The 15910-nt window shown below is 75.4% G+C and carries 17 protein-coding genes; 11 read left to right on the top strand and 6 right to left on the bottom strand.

Annotation, left to right across the window (positions count from 1 at the left end):
- Window positions 1-534 (top strand): GbsR/MarR family transcriptional regulator, encoded by a 534-nt coding sequence (locus ACIPLC_RS11120; RefSeq protein ID WP_400472669.1) that lies wholly within the window; start codon window positions 1-3, stop codon window positions 532-534.
- A gap of 116 nt (window positions 535-650) precedes the next feature.
- Here ACIPLC_RS11120 and ACIPLC_RS11125 read toward each other — a convergent pair whose 3' ends face one another.
- Window positions 651-2102 carry a lytic transglycosylase domain-containing protein gene (locus ACIPLC_RS11125; RefSeq protein WP_400472670.1) on the bottom strand — a complete coding sequence of 484 codons (1452 nt, stop codon included), beginning with the start codon at window positions 2100-2102 and terminating at the stop codon, window positions 651-653.
- A gap of 685 nt (window positions 2103-2787) precedes the next feature.
- Between ACIPLC_RS11125 and ACIPLC_RS11130 the strand changes: the two genes are divergently transcribed.
- Window positions 2788-3171: a hypothetical protein gene (locus ACIPLC_RS11130; RefSeq protein ID WP_400472671.1), complete on the top strand. Its 384-nt coding sequence runs from the start codon at window positions 2788-2790 to the stop codon at window positions 3169-3171.
- Between the two features lie 21 nt (window positions 3172-3192).
- Complete coding sequence (locus tag ACIPLC_RS11135) at window positions 3193-3468, top strand: hypothetical protein (RefSeq protein ID WP_400472672.1); 276 nt, start codon at window positions 3193-3195, stop codon at window positions 3466-3468.
- Between the two features lie 17 nt (window positions 3469-3485).
- Here the strand turns inward: ACIPLC_RS11135 and ACIPLC_RS11140 are convergent, their stop codons facing one another.
- The 4 genes from ACIPLC_RS11140 to ACIPLC_RS11155 all read right to left on the bottom strand — a co-directional run bounded on the left by ACIPLC_RS11140 (window position 3486) and on the right by ACIPLC_RS11155 (window position 7194).
- Window positions 3486-3779 (bottom strand): DUF6585 family protein, encoded by a 294-nt coding sequence (locus ACIPLC_RS11140; protein ID WP_400472673.1) that lies wholly within the window; start codon window positions 3777-3779, stop codon window positions 3486-3488.
- 46 nt (window positions 3780-3825) lie between these two features.
- The gene (locus ACIPLC_RS11145) at window positions 3826-5436 is read right to left on the bottom strand and encodes an alpha/beta hydrolase (RefSeq protein WP_400472674.1); all 1611 of its coding nucleotides are present in this window, start codon (window positions 5434-5436) and stop codon (window positions 3826-3828) included.
- A 100-nt stretch (window positions 5437-5536) separates the two neighbouring features.
- Entirely contained in the window at window positions 5537-6175 is a 639-nt protein-coding gene (locus tag ACIPLC_RS11150) for an NAD(P)-dependent oxidoreductase (RefSeq protein ID WP_400472675.1), read from the bottom strand.
- A gap of 80 nt (window positions 6176-6255) precedes the next feature.
- Window positions 6256-7194 (bottom strand): EamA family transporter, encoded by a 939-nt coding sequence (locus tag ACIPLC_RS11155; RefSeq protein WP_400472676.1) that lies wholly within the window; start codon window positions 7192-7194, stop codon window positions 6256-6258.
- 111 nt (window positions 7195-7305) lie between these two features.
- On the opposite strand from ACIPLC_RS11155, the gene ACIPLC_RS11160 reads away from it, so the two are divergent.
- From ACIPLC_RS11160 to ACIPLC_RS11180, 5 genes are all read left to right on the top strand, one after another.
- Window positions 7306-7803: a MarR family winged helix-turn-helix transcriptional regulator gene (locus ACIPLC_RS11160; protein WP_400472677.1), complete on the top strand. Its 498-nt coding sequence runs from the start codon at window positions 7306-7308 to the stop codon at window positions 7801-7803.
- A gap of 193 nt (window positions 7804-7996) precedes the next feature.
- A complete protein-coding gene (locus ACIPLC_RS11165) occupies window positions 7997-9220 on the top strand; it encodes a glycoside hydrolase family 3 N-terminal domain-containing protein (RefSeq protein ID WP_400472678.1) in 1224 nt (407 codons plus the stop codon).
- Window positions 9221-9517: 297 nt separating this feature from the next.
- Window positions 9518-9985, top strand: a complete 468-nt coding sequence (locus tag ACIPLC_RS11170) for a hypothetical protein (RefSeq protein WP_400472679.1) — start codon at window positions 9518-9520, stop codon at window positions 9983-9985.
- Window positions 9986-10253: 268 nt separating this feature from the next.
- A complete protein-coding gene (locus tag ACIPLC_RS11175) occupies window positions 10254-10598 on the top strand; it encodes an ArsR/SmtB family transcription factor (protein WP_400472680.1) in 345 nt (114 codons plus the stop codon).
- Between the two features lie 79 nt (window positions 10599-10677).
- Window positions 10678-10821: a DUF6126 family protein gene (locus tag ACIPLC_RS11180; RefSeq protein ID WP_400472681.1), complete on the top strand. Its 144-nt coding sequence runs from the start codon at window positions 10678-10680 to the stop codon at window positions 10819-10821.
- 144 nt (window positions 10822-10965) lie between these two features.
- On the opposite strand, the gene ACIPLC_RS11185 is transcribed toward ACIPLC_RS11180, so the two are convergent.
- Window positions 10966-13434 carry a cytochrome P450 gene (locus ACIPLC_RS11185; protein WP_400472682.1) on the bottom strand — a complete coding sequence of 823 codons (2469 nt, stop codon included), beginning with the start codon at window positions 13432-13434 and terminating at the stop codon, window positions 10966-10968.
- Window positions 13435-13775: 341 nt separating this feature from the next.
- Between ACIPLC_RS11185 and ACIPLC_RS11190 the strand changes: the two genes are divergently transcribed.
- The 3 genes from ACIPLC_RS11190 (at window position 13776) to ACIPLC_RS11200 (ending at window position 15670) form a co-directional block, all read left to right on the top strand.
- Window positions 13776-14513, top strand: coding sequence for a sigma 54 modulation/S30EA ribosomal C-terminal domain-containing protein (locus tag ACIPLC_RS11190; RefSeq protein WP_400472683.1), 738 nt, complete (start codon window positions 13776-13778; stop codon window positions 14511-14513).
- Window positions 14514-14613: 100 nt separating this feature from the next.
- Window positions 14614-15045, top strand: a complete 432-nt coding sequence (locus tag ACIPLC_RS11195; RefSeq protein WP_400472684.1) for a hypothetical protein — start codon at window positions 14614-14616, stop codon at window positions 15043-15045.
- Between the two features lie 457 nt (window positions 15046-15502).
- Window positions 15503-15670 carry a hypothetical protein gene (locus tag ACIPLC_RS11200; RefSeq protein WP_400472685.1) on the top strand — a complete coding sequence of 56 codons (168 nt, stop codon included), beginning with the start codon at window positions 15503-15505 and terminating at the stop codon, window positions 15668-15670.
- Window positions 15671-15910 lie beyond the last annotated feature (240 nt).

The raw sequence follows: 15910 nt of genomic DNA on the forward strand, positions 1-15910 counted from the left end.
GTGGTGGAGCGGGAAGCGGAGAAGGAGCGCGACGAGCAGGCGGTGTCGGACTTCGTCGAACGGTTCGCGGCCGAGCTGGTGGCCGCGGGCATGGGCCGGATGCCGGCCCGGCTCTTCTCCTGCCTGATGGCCGAGGAGAGCGGCGTCCTGACCTCCGCCGAGCTCTCCGAACGGCTGCGGATCAGCCCGGCCGCGGTGTCCGGCGGGATGCGTTACCTCACCCAGATCGGCCTGGCCGCCAAGGAGCGCGAGCCGGGCTCGCGGCGCGACCGCTACCGGGTGCTGAACGACGTCTGGTTCGAGTCGCTGACCCGGCGCGACGAGTACCTGCTGCGCTGGGTGCGGGTGCTCAGGGAGGGCGAGGCCACCGTCGGCGCGGGCACCGTCGCGGGGGAGCGGCTGGCGGAGAGCGCGGCCTTCTTCGCGTTCATGGTGGAGGAACTGCACGGGATGCTCGCGCGGTGGCGGGTGCACCGGGCGACGCTGGGTCCGGGGGCGCTGCCCAGGGCCGGGGCCGGGTCGGATCCGGCGTAGGTCTCGGTCCAGCTCTCGGTCTCGGTCTCGGTCTCGGTCTCGGGAGCTTGGCGGGCGGGGCGGGGAACGCGGAAGGCCCGCACCAGGGGTGCGGGCCGTCGGCGGATGGGGCGGTGTCAGCGGGTCGGCGGGGCGGCCGAGGGGGAGAGGCCCGCGCTGGGGGTCGTGCTCGGGGCGGCGGAGGAGGGGGTGCCGCCCGGGGTGGGAGTGCCGCCGGGGGTCGGCGTCGCCGTGGCGCACCCGGGGGCGGCCGGGGTGCCGGACGGCGTGCCGGTCGGGGTGGCCGTCGGGGACGGGCTGCCCGTCGGGGTGGTCGTGGCCGTCGGGCTCGGGCAGTCGGTGGGCGTTCCGGTCGGCGTCGTGGTGGGGGTGCCGGTCGGGGTGGCCGTCGAGGACGGGGTACCGGAGGGGGTGCCCGACGGAGTGGTCGACGGCGTGCCGGACGGCGTGGCCGGCGCGGTCGACGGCGGCGTGCTGCTGGGCGTGCCCGTCGGGGTGGTGCTCGGGTCGGTCGTCGGCTGCGCGGAGGGCGACTGCGTCGGGGCCGGCGAGGTCGGCTGCGCACTCGGCGAGGGCTGCCCGTCCGGGGTCGGGGTGGTCGCGGGGGTGCTCGGCGTACCGGTGGTGGCGCCCGGCGTCGTCCCGGTCGGGGGCAGCAGCGGCAGGAGCGGGGAGGGCAGCGAGGCCGGCGGGGTCGAGGAGGCCGGGCGGTTCGGCACGGTGGTGACGGTGCCGCTGCCGTAGTGGGCCATCCAGTTGCGGACCGTCCGCAGGTACTCGCCCGAGTTGTTGTAGCTGAGGATCGCCCGGTCGAGCTGTGCCGGGTCGGAGAGGTCGCGCCCGCCCGCGCACAGGTAGCGGGCGGCGGTCTCGGCGGCGTCGAAGATGTTGTTCGGGTCGGCCTTGCCGTCGCCGTTGGCGTCCGCGCCCCAGGCCGCCCAGGTGGAGGGGATGAACTGCATCGGCCCGACGGCGCGGTCCCAGCGCGCGTCGCCGTCGTAGCGCCCGCCGTCGGTGTCGGGTATCGCGGCGAAGCCGTTGCCGTCCAGCGCCGGACCGAGGATCGGGGTGAGGGTCGTCCCCGCCGCGTCCACCTGGCCGCCGTTGGCCTGGCCGGACTCGACCTGGCCGATCGCGGCCAGCAGTTGCCACGGCAGGTGGCAGCCGGGCGAGCGCTGCGCGATCGAGGCCTCGGCCTGGCGGTAGGCGGCGAGCACGGTCGTGGGCAGGGCCGGGCCGGTGGCGGCGAAGGGGCCGGCGGTGGGCGCGCCGGGCACCGTGCCGGGCGGCTGCGGGAGTTGGACGGTGCCGCCGCCGTCGGCCGGGACGCCGGTGCCGAAGGTGCCGCCGGCTCCGGTGGTCGGGCCGCCGCCGGCCGGTGAGCCGGGCTGGTAGGAGGCGTCCGGTGCCGTCACCGCGTCGGCGGCCGCGACCGGGGCGAGCCCGAAGCCCGTCACCTGGGAGCCGGTCAGTGCGGCGAGCGCGGTGAAGGCCGCAGCCGTCCCCGTGACCCGCTTGCCGAGCCGTAGCCCGCGCCCGCCCTGCAGCTTGCCGAACCTCGCCGTCATACCGTGCCCCTCCCCGTAGCCGTCCCGACCCTGCCGGAACGGATGAACCGTCGTCATCGTGCCTGCCGCCGACCGGTGGCTCCCACCGTCGCAACGATTAGTATCACGATGATCTGACGAGCCAGGGGTGGCCGGAGGTTGCCCCGGCCCCGCACCGGCGTCGAATGCCGCACGTCACCAGGGGCGGGGGAGCTGCCGCTCGGGTTCGGGTCAGGACCCGGGCCGCGTCGCAGCCGGGCGAGCCGACGGCCATGCCGGGTAGGCGAGTTGGCGTGCGCGCGCCCCCACAGGTTCCGTCCGCCGGCCCGGTGGCGGCAGTGGGCGCGGTGCCGGAGGGATGCTGCGGGCTGGCCCCCGGAGCTATCTCCCTTTTCCGCCACGGGAGTTGACCGATGGCGTACCGGTGGTGGGCCGGCGCGGCCGGGGGCCCGGACCGGCGGTCCGGGGCACGGGGGTGGTGCGTGCGCGTCGTTCCGGGCTCCCCGGCGGCGCCCGGTGCCGACCCTCCTGACCTGCGCGAATGTCCGTCGCCCGGCTGGCCTCCCCCTACCAGGGCGGGCGTGCGGACGCCAGGGGGCGGCCCCAACTCGCCCCTGGACGGGTGACGTTCTGGTGAAAGTGGGCATGCCAGGAATCTCCGGCCGTCATGCTGTGCCCCGTGACCATGCGGATGGAGGCCCGGACCGTGAGCGCGAACCTGCCCGAGACCGTCGCCGAGGGAGCGGCCGTCCTCCCGGCACCCCCTCGGGTGGTCGACGACCTGGCCCGCGACCTGACCCAGGCCGCGGCCGCCGTCCGGGCGGTCTCGCGGATCGCCCGCAGCGGCGGGGACCTCGCCGTCGCCGCGTACACCGCCGTGGTGTGCACCGGGCGTTCGGCCGCCCGCGTCCTGGAGGAGGCCGCCGCCTGGTGCCGGCAGGCCCCCGAGGCCGAGGTGCACTCGCTCGCCTGGGCCCGGGTGCCCGGGCACCGCGAGGACGTGGACGAGTACCGCGTCACCCTCGCCGTCAGCTTCCCCGATGACGAGACCGGCGAGCACCTCGGCGACACCCATCGCGCCCGCCGCTGAGGAGTCCGTAAGCTCGTCCCCATGGGCGATGGGGACACGAACCAGCTGACGGACGACCAGGCGCAGGACGCGACGGACGACGGCCCGCGAGAGCTCTCGCGGGCCACCGCCGTCGCCGTGACGGTGCTCGCCGCCCTCTGCGGCGCCGCCGTACTGCTGGCCGTCTTCCACTGGCTGGGCTGGAGCGTCCCCTGGATCGGCTGGATCGTCGCCAAGGGCGGCATCAAGCTCGCCGTCGGCGGCTTCGCCGGGCTCGCCGCCGCCTTCGCCTGGCTCCGGTCGCGGCTGCGGGCCTGACCGGCACCGCGGGCGAGTCACCCGGAACGGCCCAGCAGCATCATCAGGAGCGCGTAGTTCGGGATCCGGCTGACCGCGGTGTTCGACAGCGCGAGGAACTTGCCGTCCTTCTTGACCACCGGGTAGCCGTTGACCGCTCTGATGGACTTGATGTCGGGCCAGGGCACGAGACCGCGCTTCGCCGTGCGCGGCCCGGCCGAACTGACCAGCAGGTCACCGAAGGCCAGCTCCTGGCCGTTCGCCAGCGAGGCCTGGGCCTCGGACGGTTGGGCGGCCGCGATCCGGTGTGCGGCGACCTCGCCCCGTTCCACGTCACCCGGCGGGCGCTCCGGCGGCCGCGGTCGAGGGGCCGGGCGCTCAACCCGCCTGCGGGGTGGGGCAGACGAGGTCGTGCTCGGGGGCGCGGTCGTCCAGCAGGTAGCTCTCGACGGCGTTCGTGACGCAGGAGTTGGCGGTGGGGTACTGGCCGTGGTCGCCGCTGCCGGTGACGGTGACCAGCTTGGAGCCGCGCAGCGCGCGGTGCGCGCCGAGCGCGGCCTCGTAGTACGTCGCCGGGTCGTGCACCGAGTTGAGCATCAGCACCGTCGGCAGGTGGGCGCCGGTCACCTTGACCTTGGGGGCGGGCGCGGTCGGCCAGGCCGCGCAGACCGCGCCGAAGGCCAGCGTGCGCGCGCCCGCCAGCGGATAGCGCGCGGCGTTCTCCGCACCGTGCTGGACCCAGCTGTCCATGTCCTTGGTCCACGGGGTGTCGTTGCAGGTCACCGAGAAGAACTCGGCGAGGAACTCCGGGCTGAGGTACTGGCCGAACAGCCGCCCGGCCATCGTCTTCGCCGCCGGGTCGGCCCCCTGCCAGTCGTCGACGGCGGTCAGGGCCTGGGCCAGGAAGGGGAAGGTGGCCTTCTCGTAGATCGCGCTGATCGCGCCGTTGTCCAGCTGGTTCGGGCCGATCGTCAGCGACCCGTCGGTGATGGGCTGGTCGTGCAGCGCGGCGCGCCGCTGCTCCCAGTGCGCCTGCACCTCCTCGGGGGTCGAGCCCCAGTGGTAGGTGGCGTCGCGGGCCGCCAGCCACGGCACGAAGTCCTCGTCGAAGCGGCGCTGGAAGCTCATCGGCTGGCCCAGTTCGAACTTCTGCCAGGTGTCGTCGAAGCCGATGTTGCTGTCCAGGATCATCCGCTCGACCCGGTGCGGGAAGAGCGTCCCGTAGTAGGCCCCGATCATCGAGGCGTAGGACGGACCGAAGTAGCTGAGCTTCTGCTCGCCGAGCAGGCCGCGGAACAGGTCGATGTCGTGGGCGGTCTGCTCGGTGTTCAGGTAGGGCAGCAGGTCGCCCGTGCGCTCCTGGCAACTGGCGGCCAGTTTCTTGGAGTTGGCGACCACCCGGTCGATCGCCGCCGGGGACTGGTCGCGGAAGTCGCCGGCCAGGAAGTCCTGGAACTCCTCCGGCGTCTGGCACACGGCCCGGGTGCTCTCGCCGACCCCGCGCTGGTCGAAGCCCACGATGTCGTACGCCGCGCCGACGGCCGGGGCCGCCGTGGCCAGGCCCGCCGGGCGTAGCAGGCCCGACGCGCCGGGGCCGCCGGCGGCCATCAGCAGCGTGCCCTTGCGCTTGGCCGGGTCGCCGGCGCGGTGCCGGGAGACCGCGATCGTCACGTCGGCCCCGGCATCGGCGTGGTGCCAGTCGCGCGGGGCGGTCATGGTGGCGCAGTCCAGCGCCGGCTGCTTGGCGCAGGGCTGCCAGGCGAGGGTCTGGTGGGTGTAGCGGGCCGGCGCGACCTCGGCGTCGCCCGGGTTCCGGCCGGCGTCCGGGGCGGCGCTGGCGGTGGTCGGCACGGCGAGGCCGGCCAGGACGGCGGCGGCGACGGCCACGGCGGCGCGCCGGGTGCGGGAGGCGGTGGCGGTGGCGGTCGTCGTCACGGCGTTCGAGGCGGCGGTGTTCGATGCGGCGGTGTTCGATGCGTTGGTGTTCACGGGAACGATCCTGTCCGAGCGCGCTCTGACGGTCGATCATGCGGGGTTCCGTGTCCGGGGTGGTGCTGGGTACACCCCGGACACGGAGGATTGCCCCAGGTCAGTAGGCGGCCGTGAAGCGGGTGCGGCGGTGCACGGGCTGCTCGGCCTCGTCGAGCAGGGCGACGGCGAGGTCCTCCATGGAGATCGCCGAGGTGCCGTCGGCGTCGACGAGCAGTTCGTCCCGTCCGAGCCGGAAGCGGCCGGTGCGCTCGCCGGGTTCGAGCAGGGCGGCGGGGCTCAGGTAGGTCCAGTCGACGTGCGCGTCGGCGCGGTAGAGGTCGAGCTGCTCGCGGCAGGCCCGGGCGATCGGCAGGAGTTCGGCGGGGAAGCCGGGGTCGTCGACGAGGGCGATCCCGCCGCGGTCGGGCAGGGTGAGGCTGCCCGCACCGCCGACGGCCATCAGGCGCACGCCCGTTCCGGCGAGGCCGGCCAGCAGGCCCCGGGTGGCGGCGGACAGTTCGCGCTCGCTGCCGGGCGCCGGGCGGGTGGTGGTGATCACCAGGTCCTGCCCGGCGGCGAGGCGGGCGACGTCCACGGGGTTGCGGGCGTCGCCGACACCGAGGGTGACGGCGGGCGGCAGGCCGTGCGGCTTGGCGGGGTCGCGCAGGACGGCGGTGACCCGGTGGTCGCGGGCGAGCGCCTCGGTCACCACCCGGCTGCCGACGTTGCCGGTGGCGCCGAACACGGTGATGTGCATGAAGGTTCTCCTGGTGCGGTGGGTGCCAGTGACTGCTGGACGGGGATGACGGAAGGGCCTTCGGCGGGAGCGGGACGGGGTCAGGCGCTCTCGCGGACGGATGGCGCGGCGGCCGGGGTGGCCTGAGCGGCCTGCGCGGTGGGTGCGGTGGGTGCGGTGGTGCTGGGGCGCCGCCGGGTCTGGGCCGCGATCAGCGAGCCGAGGACGATCACCGCCCCGAGCGCCTGGAGCGGGCTGAGGCCCTGCCCGAGGGCCAGCCAGCCGATCGCGGTGGCCACCACCGGGCTGAGCAGCGAGAGGAAGGAGACCGAGGTCGGCGGCAGCGCCCGGATCCCGCGGAACCAGAGCGCGTACGTGAGCGCCGCGCCGATCAGGCTGAGGTAGCCGTAGCCGAGCAGGTTGCCGACGGTGAGGTGGGACGGCGGGGCGCCCTCGACGAACAGCGCGACCGGCACCAGCAGCAGTCCGCCGGCGGTGAGCTGCCAGCCGGTGGTGGCGAGCAGCGGGGCGGGGGAGGTCCAGCGCTTGGAGAGGACCACGCCGGTGGCCATGACGACCGCGCCGGCGAGTGCGGCGGCCACGCCGATCGCGTCCAAGTGGGCGCCGGCCCGCAGGACCAGCACGCTGACGCCCGCGATGCCCGCGATGCCGCAGAGCACCGTCCGCGGGGTGAGCCGGTCGCCGAGCAGCGCGGCCGAGAGTCCGGCGGTGATCAGCGGCTGGACGGCGCCGACGGTGGCGGCGACCCCGCCGGGGAGTCGGTAGGCGGCGATGAAGAGCAGGGCGAGGAAGGCGCCGATGTTCAGCGCGCCGAGGACCAGCGAGCGCCACCACCAGCTGCCCTTCGGCAGGCGGCGGGTGACGGCTATCAGCAGCAGTCCCGCGGGCAGGGCCCGGAGGACGGCCGCGAGGAGCGGGCGGTGGGGCGGGAGCAGTTCGGTGGTGACGATGTACGTCGACCCCCAGACGGCGGGGGCTATCGCCGTCACCAGCACGATTCCGAGGCGATTTCTTAGCACTAAGCCAATGTATCTCAGCGCTAAGGCATATCTCGGCACTCTGATAGGGTGACGTGGCTCACAGTTACCTCATCGCTAAGGAATTTCGACGGAATCCCCTACCCTGAACCTGTGGCAGATCATGTGGACCGAGTAGTCGCGCAATGGGCCGCCGAGCGCCCCGACCTGGACACCTCCCCGATGGAGGTGATCGGCCGGCTCAAGCGCCTCTACCGCCTGGTGGACACGGAGCTCAACCGGACGTTCGGCGAACACGGCCTGGACGCCGCCTCCTTCGATGTCCTCGCCACCCTCAAGCGCAGTGGCCCGCCCTACCGCCTCACCCCCACCGGACTGATGCAGTCCGCCATGGTCACCTCCGGCGCCATCACCCAGCGTCTCGACCGGCTGGAGGCCCGCGGCCTGGTCACCCGCACCCAGAGCGAGCAGGACGGCCGCAGCCGCGTGGTCGGCCTCACCCCCGAAGGCCACGCCCTGATCGACCGCGCCCTCCCCGATCACCTCGCCACCGAACGCGTCCTCCTCGCCGGCCTCGACGAGACCCGGACCGCCGTCCTGGTCGACGCCATGCGCACCCTCCTGGCGGCCCTCGGCGACAGCCCGGAGTGAGCGGGAGGGGAACGGACGGACCTCCTCGCCCGACCGGCCCTACGGGTCGACCGCCACCGCCTTGAAGAAGGCGGAGTGGAACGTCCCCCGTCCGCGCGGGCGCGGGTGTGCTCTTCCGGGGCCCGGGCTAGGGTGGCGACGGGCTCGGCTGCGTTGACGGGCCGTGTCCCGCTGCCGACTTCAGGGAGGCGTGATGGCCGTGCTTCGGCGCACCGTCCAGTTCGGGGCGATGCTGGTGGTGTTGGCGGCCACGCTCGGGCCGGTTCCGGCCGGCTCGGCGTCGGTGTCGACGTCCGCACCGACGTCCGCACCGACGTCCGCACCGACGTCCGCGCCGGAGTCGATACCGGAGTCGATACCGGGTCGGGGCAGCGCCCCGGGGGAGGGGGCGGCGGCGATGGCGATGGCCGATCAGGATGCGCGGCAGCTCGCGGGGCGCCGGATCGTGCTCTCCTACGCCGGTCCGACACCGCCGCCGGGCGTGCTGGAGACGATCCGGGCGGGCCGGGCGGCCGGGGTCATCCTGTTCGCCGAGAACGTCACGAGCCCGGATCAACTCGACGAGGCCGTAGGTCAGTTGCGGCAGGCGGCGGCGCAGTCGCCGGTGCCCGGGGGGCTGCTGCTGATGACCGACCAGGAGGGCGGCAAGGTGCGCCGCCTGCCCGGCGCGCCCGAACTCTCCGCCCGCCGGACGGGATCGCAGCCCGACCCGCTCGGCGCGGCGGGCCGTGCCGGCGCCAGCGCGGCCGGGGCGCTCGCGGACGCGGGGCTCAACGTGAACCTTGCGCCGGTGCTGGACGTGTACGACACCCCGGGCAACTTCATCGACCGCTACGAGCGCTCCTACGGCCAGGACCCCTCCCGGGTCGGCGAGTTGGGCAGCGCCTTCCTCGCCGCCCAGCAGGGCCTGGGCGTCGCCGCCACCGCCAAGCACTTTCCCGGGCTGGGCTCGGCCGCCGACGGCGAGAACACCGATGACCGCCCGGTCACCCTCTCCGTGCCGTTGGACGAGCTGCGCACCCGTGGCGAGGAGCCCTATCGGGCGGCCATCGCGGCGGGCGTCCGGCTGGTGATGGCCTCCTGGGCGGTCTACCCGGCGCTCGACCCGGACCGCCCGGCCGGGCTGTCGCGCGCCGTGGTCCAGGGCGAGCTGCGCGGCCGCCTGGGCTTCCGGGGCGTCACCGTCACCGACGCCCTGGAGGCCGAGGCCCTCGCCCCGTACGGCGACGCCGGCGACCGCGCGGTGGCCGCCGCCGAGGCCGGGATGGACCTGATCCTCTGTTCCGCCCGCGACCCGCAGCAGGCCGAGGACGCCACCACGGCCCTCGCCGACGCCCTGGACTCCGGCCGCCTCGACCGCGCCGCCTTCACGGCCGCCGTGACCCGGGTCGACGCCCTGCGGGCCGCACTGGACTGAGCCGGGGGCGGCCCGACGGCGCGGCCGGTGGCGGACCGGTGGAGGGCGGCCCGTGAGCACGGAGGCCCCCCGGGCCGCGACCGGGGCCCGGCTACGGTCGGTGCAAGGAACCTGACCCTCCGGGGCGTGATTGCGCCATCGAAGGTCTGATTTCGGTCTGCTCTACAGTTCCAAGGCCGAACCTGGGCCATACCTTGGGAATCGCATGGCAAAGTTTCGTCGTGGCACCTGTGCAATGTCATATGTGCCACCTCACCTGTCCAGATCGTTCCTCACACCCTCCGAAGGAGAAGTCCAATGAACCGCATCATGCGGATCGCGGCGGGCGCGGCCGGTGCCGCCGCCCTGCTGGCGGCGCCGGTGCCGGCGCTCGCCGCGTCGACGGGCGTCACCGCCGATGCCGCGACGGTCACGACCTGCGGCTACAACGGCCTGCAGGCCGGACTGTCGACCAAGGTCTGCGCCGAGGTCACCGGCGGCAGCGTCGTGCTGTACGGGCAGATCGGCCTGGCCGGCCCGCCCTCCCCGGGCACCCCGTGGCCGCCGAACCCGCAGGATCTGCTGACCCACCTGTCGGCCGACGTGACCGGCGGAGCGTCGCTCGGCGCGGTGAGCGGGCGCGCCGTGTTCACGGTCAGCACCGTGCGGGTCGAGGGCATCAGCGCCACCGTGCCGTGCGGTTCGACCGTCCACGCCTCCTTCAGTGTCGAGTCGATCTCGCGGGGTCCGGCCCCGGTCACGGTGGACGTGCCTGTAGTCTGCTAACGGGACGTCACCATGACGGCCGAGTCCGGGAGTTGGCAGCGTCCCGGGCTCGGCTTCCGGCGTTCCCGCGCGCCCTCCGGATGTGACGTGGACCACCCGGAGACGGCCCCGGCGGGTCGGGTGCGCCGGGTGCCCGCCGGGATGGCCGCCCGGGCGCTCGCCATGACGACTTGAAGAAATCTTCATCTGTCGCGATGATGCTTGCCGGCCGCCGGTGAGGACGCGGCCGCACGCCCACCGAACCGTACCCGAGGGAGGGACGCGGACGATGCCGGTCCCGCTGTACCAGGCCAAGGCGGAGTTCTTCCGCACCCTCGGCCACCCGGTCCGGATCCGGGTGCTGGAACTGCTCCAGGACGGGCCCCGGCCGGTGCGCGAGCTGCTGGCCGAGATCGAGGTCGAGCCCTCCAACCTCTCCCAGCAGCTCGCGGTGCTGCGCCGCACCCAGCTGGTCGCGGCCACCCGCGAGGGCAACACCGTGGTGTACGCGCTCAGCACCCCGGACGTGGCGGAGCTGCTGCGTGCCGCGCGCCGGATCCTGACCGAACTGATCACCGACCAGGGCGCGCTGCTCACCGAACTGCGCGCGCCCGGCGGCCGGCCGCACCGTTGAGCCCGTCGAGGCCCCCGGGCCGTCAAGCCCGTTGAACCCGCGCCCGGTCCGGCCGGCCGACCCGAGGAGAACCCCCGCCATGAGCGAGAGCACGAGCGACGGCACGCGCGAGGAGCAGCGCCGGCGCAAGGCCATGCTCGTCCGGGCCGGTATCTACATCTTCGCCACGCACCTGTTCGCCGGCTTCGTGCTGCTGCTGTTCGCGCTCGGCGGGCGCAAGTAGGCACCTCCTAGCTAGGTCCTGTCCGGCCGATCTCGGCGGATCAGCCCGCGGCTCCCCCAGCCTTCGGCCGGGATGCCTGGGGGCACCTCCCGGCCGCCGGGCCGGGGGAGCGTCGCGGGCCCGGCAAGATCGGCCGGACACGGACTAGGGGCGAGGACCGTCCGCCACGAGGTACCGGTCGCTGGTGCTGGTCCAGGCCTGGACGCCCTCGATGAGCTCCCGGGTGCCGTCCAGGTACCAGCGCCCGGCCGGGTGGCGGCGGCGCAGGTCGCTGCGCAGGGCGTCGTTCTCCCGCCGCAGCCGGGCGACCCGGGCGCGGACGGCGCCGACGGCCCGGCTGCGGGTGCAGCCGCGGATCCGCTGCAGGGTGAGGACGGTGTTGAAGGCGGCCGCGCTCTGGCGTTCCTCCCGCTCCAGTGAGTACAGGTCGTTGATCAGCGTGGCGGCGTCGGCGGTGTTGGCGCGCAGCCGGTGCAGTGCGGGCTCCGCGTGGAGTGCGGCGGGGGCGTCGGCGCCGTGGACCCGTTCCAGTATGTTCATGAACGGGTAGAGGCAGCTGCCGTGGCGGCGCAGCCGCATGGTCTCGGGCAGGCCGAGGACGGGGACGGTGCCGCGGGCGCGGTGTTCGGCCTCGGCGGGGAAGGTCTCCAGACAGGCCTGCCACTCGCGGGCGGCCCGGGCGCGCCAGCTGGGCGACATGCCCTGTGCCTGCCGGCTCCACAGGTCGTGCCAGGCGCGGAGCAGGTGGTCGCCCGAGCGTGGTGCCGGGTCGGAGAGGACCGGGGCGGAGGCGGCCGTCCGGTCGGCCCCGGTGCGGTGCAGGACGTCGATGAGCGGGTCGACGACGGCGCGGGCCTCGGCGGGGCGGCGCCCGGGCGGGCCGTCGAAGCGGTCGTCGAGGATGGTGAACCAGCCCAGCATGTCCACCAGCAGGTCGAGGTTGGCGCCGTGGGTGCGGGGGAAGGCGTGGCCGATCAACTCGTGCAGGGCGTAGGCCCCGTAGCGGGTCATCTCGGGCGGGGTGAGGAGGTTGCGGCCGACCACCCAGGCGGCGTGCCGGGCTGCGGCGGTGCGCAGTTCGCCGGACCGGTGCGGGAGTTGGGGCTGGGCGGCGGGGGCCCGGGCGGGGATGCTCACCGGGCAGCGGGCCGCCGGCGGCGCTTCGACGCCCACCCGGTCGTCCGGCGGGGTGTCCGGGCGGGGGACCCGGGCGCCGCGCGGGGTCAGCCGGACGCGCAGCCCGTGTGCCTGGACCGTCGTCCACACCACCTCCCGGGCCCGGGTGCCGGAGACGGCCACCGGCCGCCAGCGGCGCAGGATCGCGGCCGCCGCGACCGTCAGCTCGGCCCAGGCGAAGGCCTCCCCGATGCACTTGTGCTTGCCGGCCCCGAACGGGAGGAAGGAGTGCCGTCCGGCCCCGCCCGACTGCCAGCGCTCCGGGCGGAACCGCAGCGGGTCCGGGTAGCGGTCCGGGTCGCGGTGCAGCGCGGTGAGGCTGTAGAGCAGTTCGGTGCCGGCCGGGATCCGGTACGGGCCGAGGTCCACCGGCACCTGGGCGGTGCGCATCAGGAAGGCGTTGGGCGCGTGCAGCCGCACCACCTCCTGGGTGACGCTGCGGGTGTAGGTGAGCTTGGCCAGCGCCTCGGGGGTGGGGACGGTGCCGGCGGGCAGGTGCTCGTCGAGTTCGGCGAGCAGCCGGGCCTCCACCTCGGGGTGGCGCAGGAGTTCGTCGAGGAGCCAGGTGAGCGTGGTGGAGACGGTCTCGGTGCCGGCGCCGAACATGGTGATCGCCTCGGACCGGACGTCCGCCTCGGTGAGCGGGCGGCCGGTGCCCGGGTCGGTGGCGGCGCGCAGCAGGGCGGGCAGGGTGCCGCCCCGCTCGGCGGAGCGGGCGCCCGTCGGCCTGACGGCCTGGTCGACGACCTGGTTGAGCACCCGGACGGCGGCGTCGAAGCGCCGGTTGACCGGCAGCGGCAGCCGGGCGAGCGCCGGGTGCGGGTAGAGGGACTGGACGATCTGGCCCTTCACCATGTCCGGCAGGGCCTGGTGGAAGGCCAGGGTGGCGTCCTCGCTGAGCCGGGCGTCGAACAGCGAGCGGGTGACGATCTCCAGCGCGAGGTGGTTCATCTCCTTGGCCACGTCGAGGACCTGCTCGGGGTGCCAGCGCCCGGCCCGCTCCTCGGTGACCTGGTGCATCACGGCGACGTACTCGGCCATCCGGTCCGGTCCGAAGGCGGGTTGGATGATCCGGCGGCGGTCGCGGTGGGCCTGGCCCTCGGACATCAGCAGGCCGTCGCCGAAGGCCGTCTTGAGGGTGTCCTGGACGGCGCCGCGCGGGCAGTCGTAGGCGAGGGCGACGAGCAGGGTGTGGACGAGCGGGGCGTCGGTGACCACGCAGACGGTGCGCGGCCCGAGCCGGATCCGGACGACGCCGCCGTGCCGGGAGAGCGAGCCGAGGAAGCCGAGCGGGTCGCGCAGCAGGGCGGCCGCGTGGCCGAGGCCGGGGACCGCGCCGGGGGCGAGCGGGGGGACGGACGTGCGGGTCGTGCGGGGTGCGGTCGGTGCGGTTCTCGGGGGGACGTCCCGTTGCCGCGTCTCGGTTAGCAGGGTCATGTCAGTACCTCTCATCAGAGGAGCCGGTGCGGACGATACCGGGGGCGCCGACGGGCCGGCCGGGAGGTGGGGGGTCGGCCCGCGCGGATCCCGCGCGTGCCCCGGCTGGAGGGGCGCACGTCATGGCAAACGCGCCGGTCCGACGGGCGTTGCGCCGAACGCGGGTGGATCACTCCAACGGTCGATCATCCGGGCCGACTTCGGCCGCCCCGGAACGCGGCGCTGACCTGCGGTGACGGCCCCGCCGGAAAGATCCGCGCCGGGCCCCTCGGGCAGGGTCTTTGGACCCTCGCCGCCCGGCCGTCCGAGGGCCAGCATGGTCCGGGAGAAGGAGGACCCTGATGACCAGTCTGCGCCACCGGCCCGCCCTCGACGTCCGGGTGGAGATCCGCGGTGAGCTGTCGCGCGAGGACGCCGAGTACGCCCGGGCGCAGGCACTGGACACGGTGGCCGGGCTCGGCCCCGGAACCCGCGCGCTGCGCATCCGGCTCACCCGCGCGCGCGACCGGGCCATGACCCGGCCCGCCCTCGCCCAGGCCGACGTCGACCTGGCCGGCGCCGGTCCGGTCCGGGTGCAACTCGCCGCCGCCACCGCCCGCGAGGCCGTCGACCTCGCCCTCGGCACGCTCGCCGGCCGGGCCGCCCGGCTGCGCGACCAGGGCGACATCGGATTCGCCGCCGCCCACGAGAGCGCCTACCGCCCGCAGTACGCCGCCCGCCCGCTCGCCGAACGGCGGATCGCCCGGCACAAGGAGGTCGTCCTCGCCCGCCGCACCCCCGAGCAGGCCACCCGCGAACTGCTCGCGCTGGACCGGCCGTTCCACCTCTTCTCGGACGCCGCGACCGGCCGGGACGCCCTGGTCCACCGCTGCCCGCTCAGCGGTGCGCCCGGGACGGGCGGGTCCACGGGCGCCGACCCGGCGAGCCCGCTCGACCTCACCGAGGCGGCCCGACGGCTCTGGCTGACCGGCGGCCCGTTCGTCTGCTACGCCGACCCCGGCGACGGCCGCGCCCGGGTGCTCTACCGCCGCTACGACGGCCACTACGGCCTGATAACGCCGGTAGCGGAGCCTCGTTGACGGGCAGGAGGACCACCGGGACGGGCCCACCGGCCCCGCTGGCCACGACCGCCACGACTTCCACGACCGCCACGACTTCCACGACAGGGGAACCGGGACCATGGACTGCGACGAGGTCATGCTGACCGTCCGGATCACCGCCGCCGAACGCGCGCTGCTGCGGGCCCTCGCGCGCGGCCACGGCGGGGACGTCTCCGAGGTCGTGGTGGACGGTCTGCTGGAGGTCATCCCCGCGCTGCACGACGACGCCTCCACGCTGCCGCTGCGGCGCGTCCTGGCCCGCCCCGCCCCCTGCGCCCTGACCCTCTGGCTGCCCGCCCCGATCGCGGACCTGCTGCCGCTGCTGGGCGAGCGGATCGCGCGGACCGGCGGCCCGTCGACCGGACCGGCCAGCGCCGCGCTGTCCGTCGCGCTGCGCCTGTGGCTCGCCGGGGACCGGGCCGGCCTGGCCGCAGGGCTGGCCCGGCTGCACGGCGGCTGCGCCGGTGGGCGGGCGGCGGCGCAGCCGGCCCCGGTGCGGGCGGCGGCCTGACCGCAGGCTGGCGGTGCATCGGGCACCGGCCTCAGCTGGCATGTCCTGGGCTGGAATTGGCCACTTCACGGCTCTGGCCAGGGCCCGGCGCCGGGTCTAGCATTCCCGTCACGGCCGTCACGGCCGTCACGGCCGTCGTGGCCCAGGCCCCGGGACTCCGGCCGGGTGGCCGCCACCACCCCCGGTGCCGGGGAGCGCACACCCCCCGAGTGCGCTCCCCGGCACCGTCACGTCCTGGGACGTTCGCGGACCGTTCTCAGGCCGTTCCCGGACCGTCCTCCGGTGTCCTCCGCTCCGCGCGACCCGGCCCGCCGCGTACGGGCGGCCGAATTTCGCAAGAGGTTTCCGTTATTCCCCTCCGGCCCCGTCGCTCTCCTGGGTGTCGGAAGGTCCGAGCCCGCTCGCCGAAGGGTGCCCGGGCCTCGCGGTGAGGAGGGGGACGTGCGGGGACACCGGGGTGCGGAGCTTCGCCGGCGCCGCCGACCAGGAGCGGCAACTCGCCTCCGGGGTCGGCTGGTTCACCTTTGCGACGGGTGGCGGCGCGCTGCTGCTCGGGCTCGACGGCCGCTGGCACTACGGTGGTTGGCTAGGGGGCTCCAGTAATCGAACGGCCGGCCGCGCCTGAACTGGCCGCTGCTGAAGGCCTCCTGAGACCGCCCGGTGGTGGGGGGGGGGGGGGGGGGGCGCCCCCCCCCCCCCCCCCCCCCCCCCCCCCCCCCCGGGGCCGGGGGGGGGGGGGGGGGGGGGGGGGGGGGGGGGGGCCCCCCCCCGGGGGGGGGGGGGGGGGGGGGGGGGGGGGGGGGGGGGGGGGGGGGGGGGCGGCGGCGGGCGGGGGGGGGGGGGGGGGGGGGGGGGGGGGCCCCCC

The sequence above is a fragment of the Kitasatospora sp. NPDC086801 genome (genome assembly GCF_044745805.1).
Lineage (GTDB): Bacteria > Actinomycetota > Actinomycetes > Streptomycetales > Streptomycetaceae > Kitasatospora.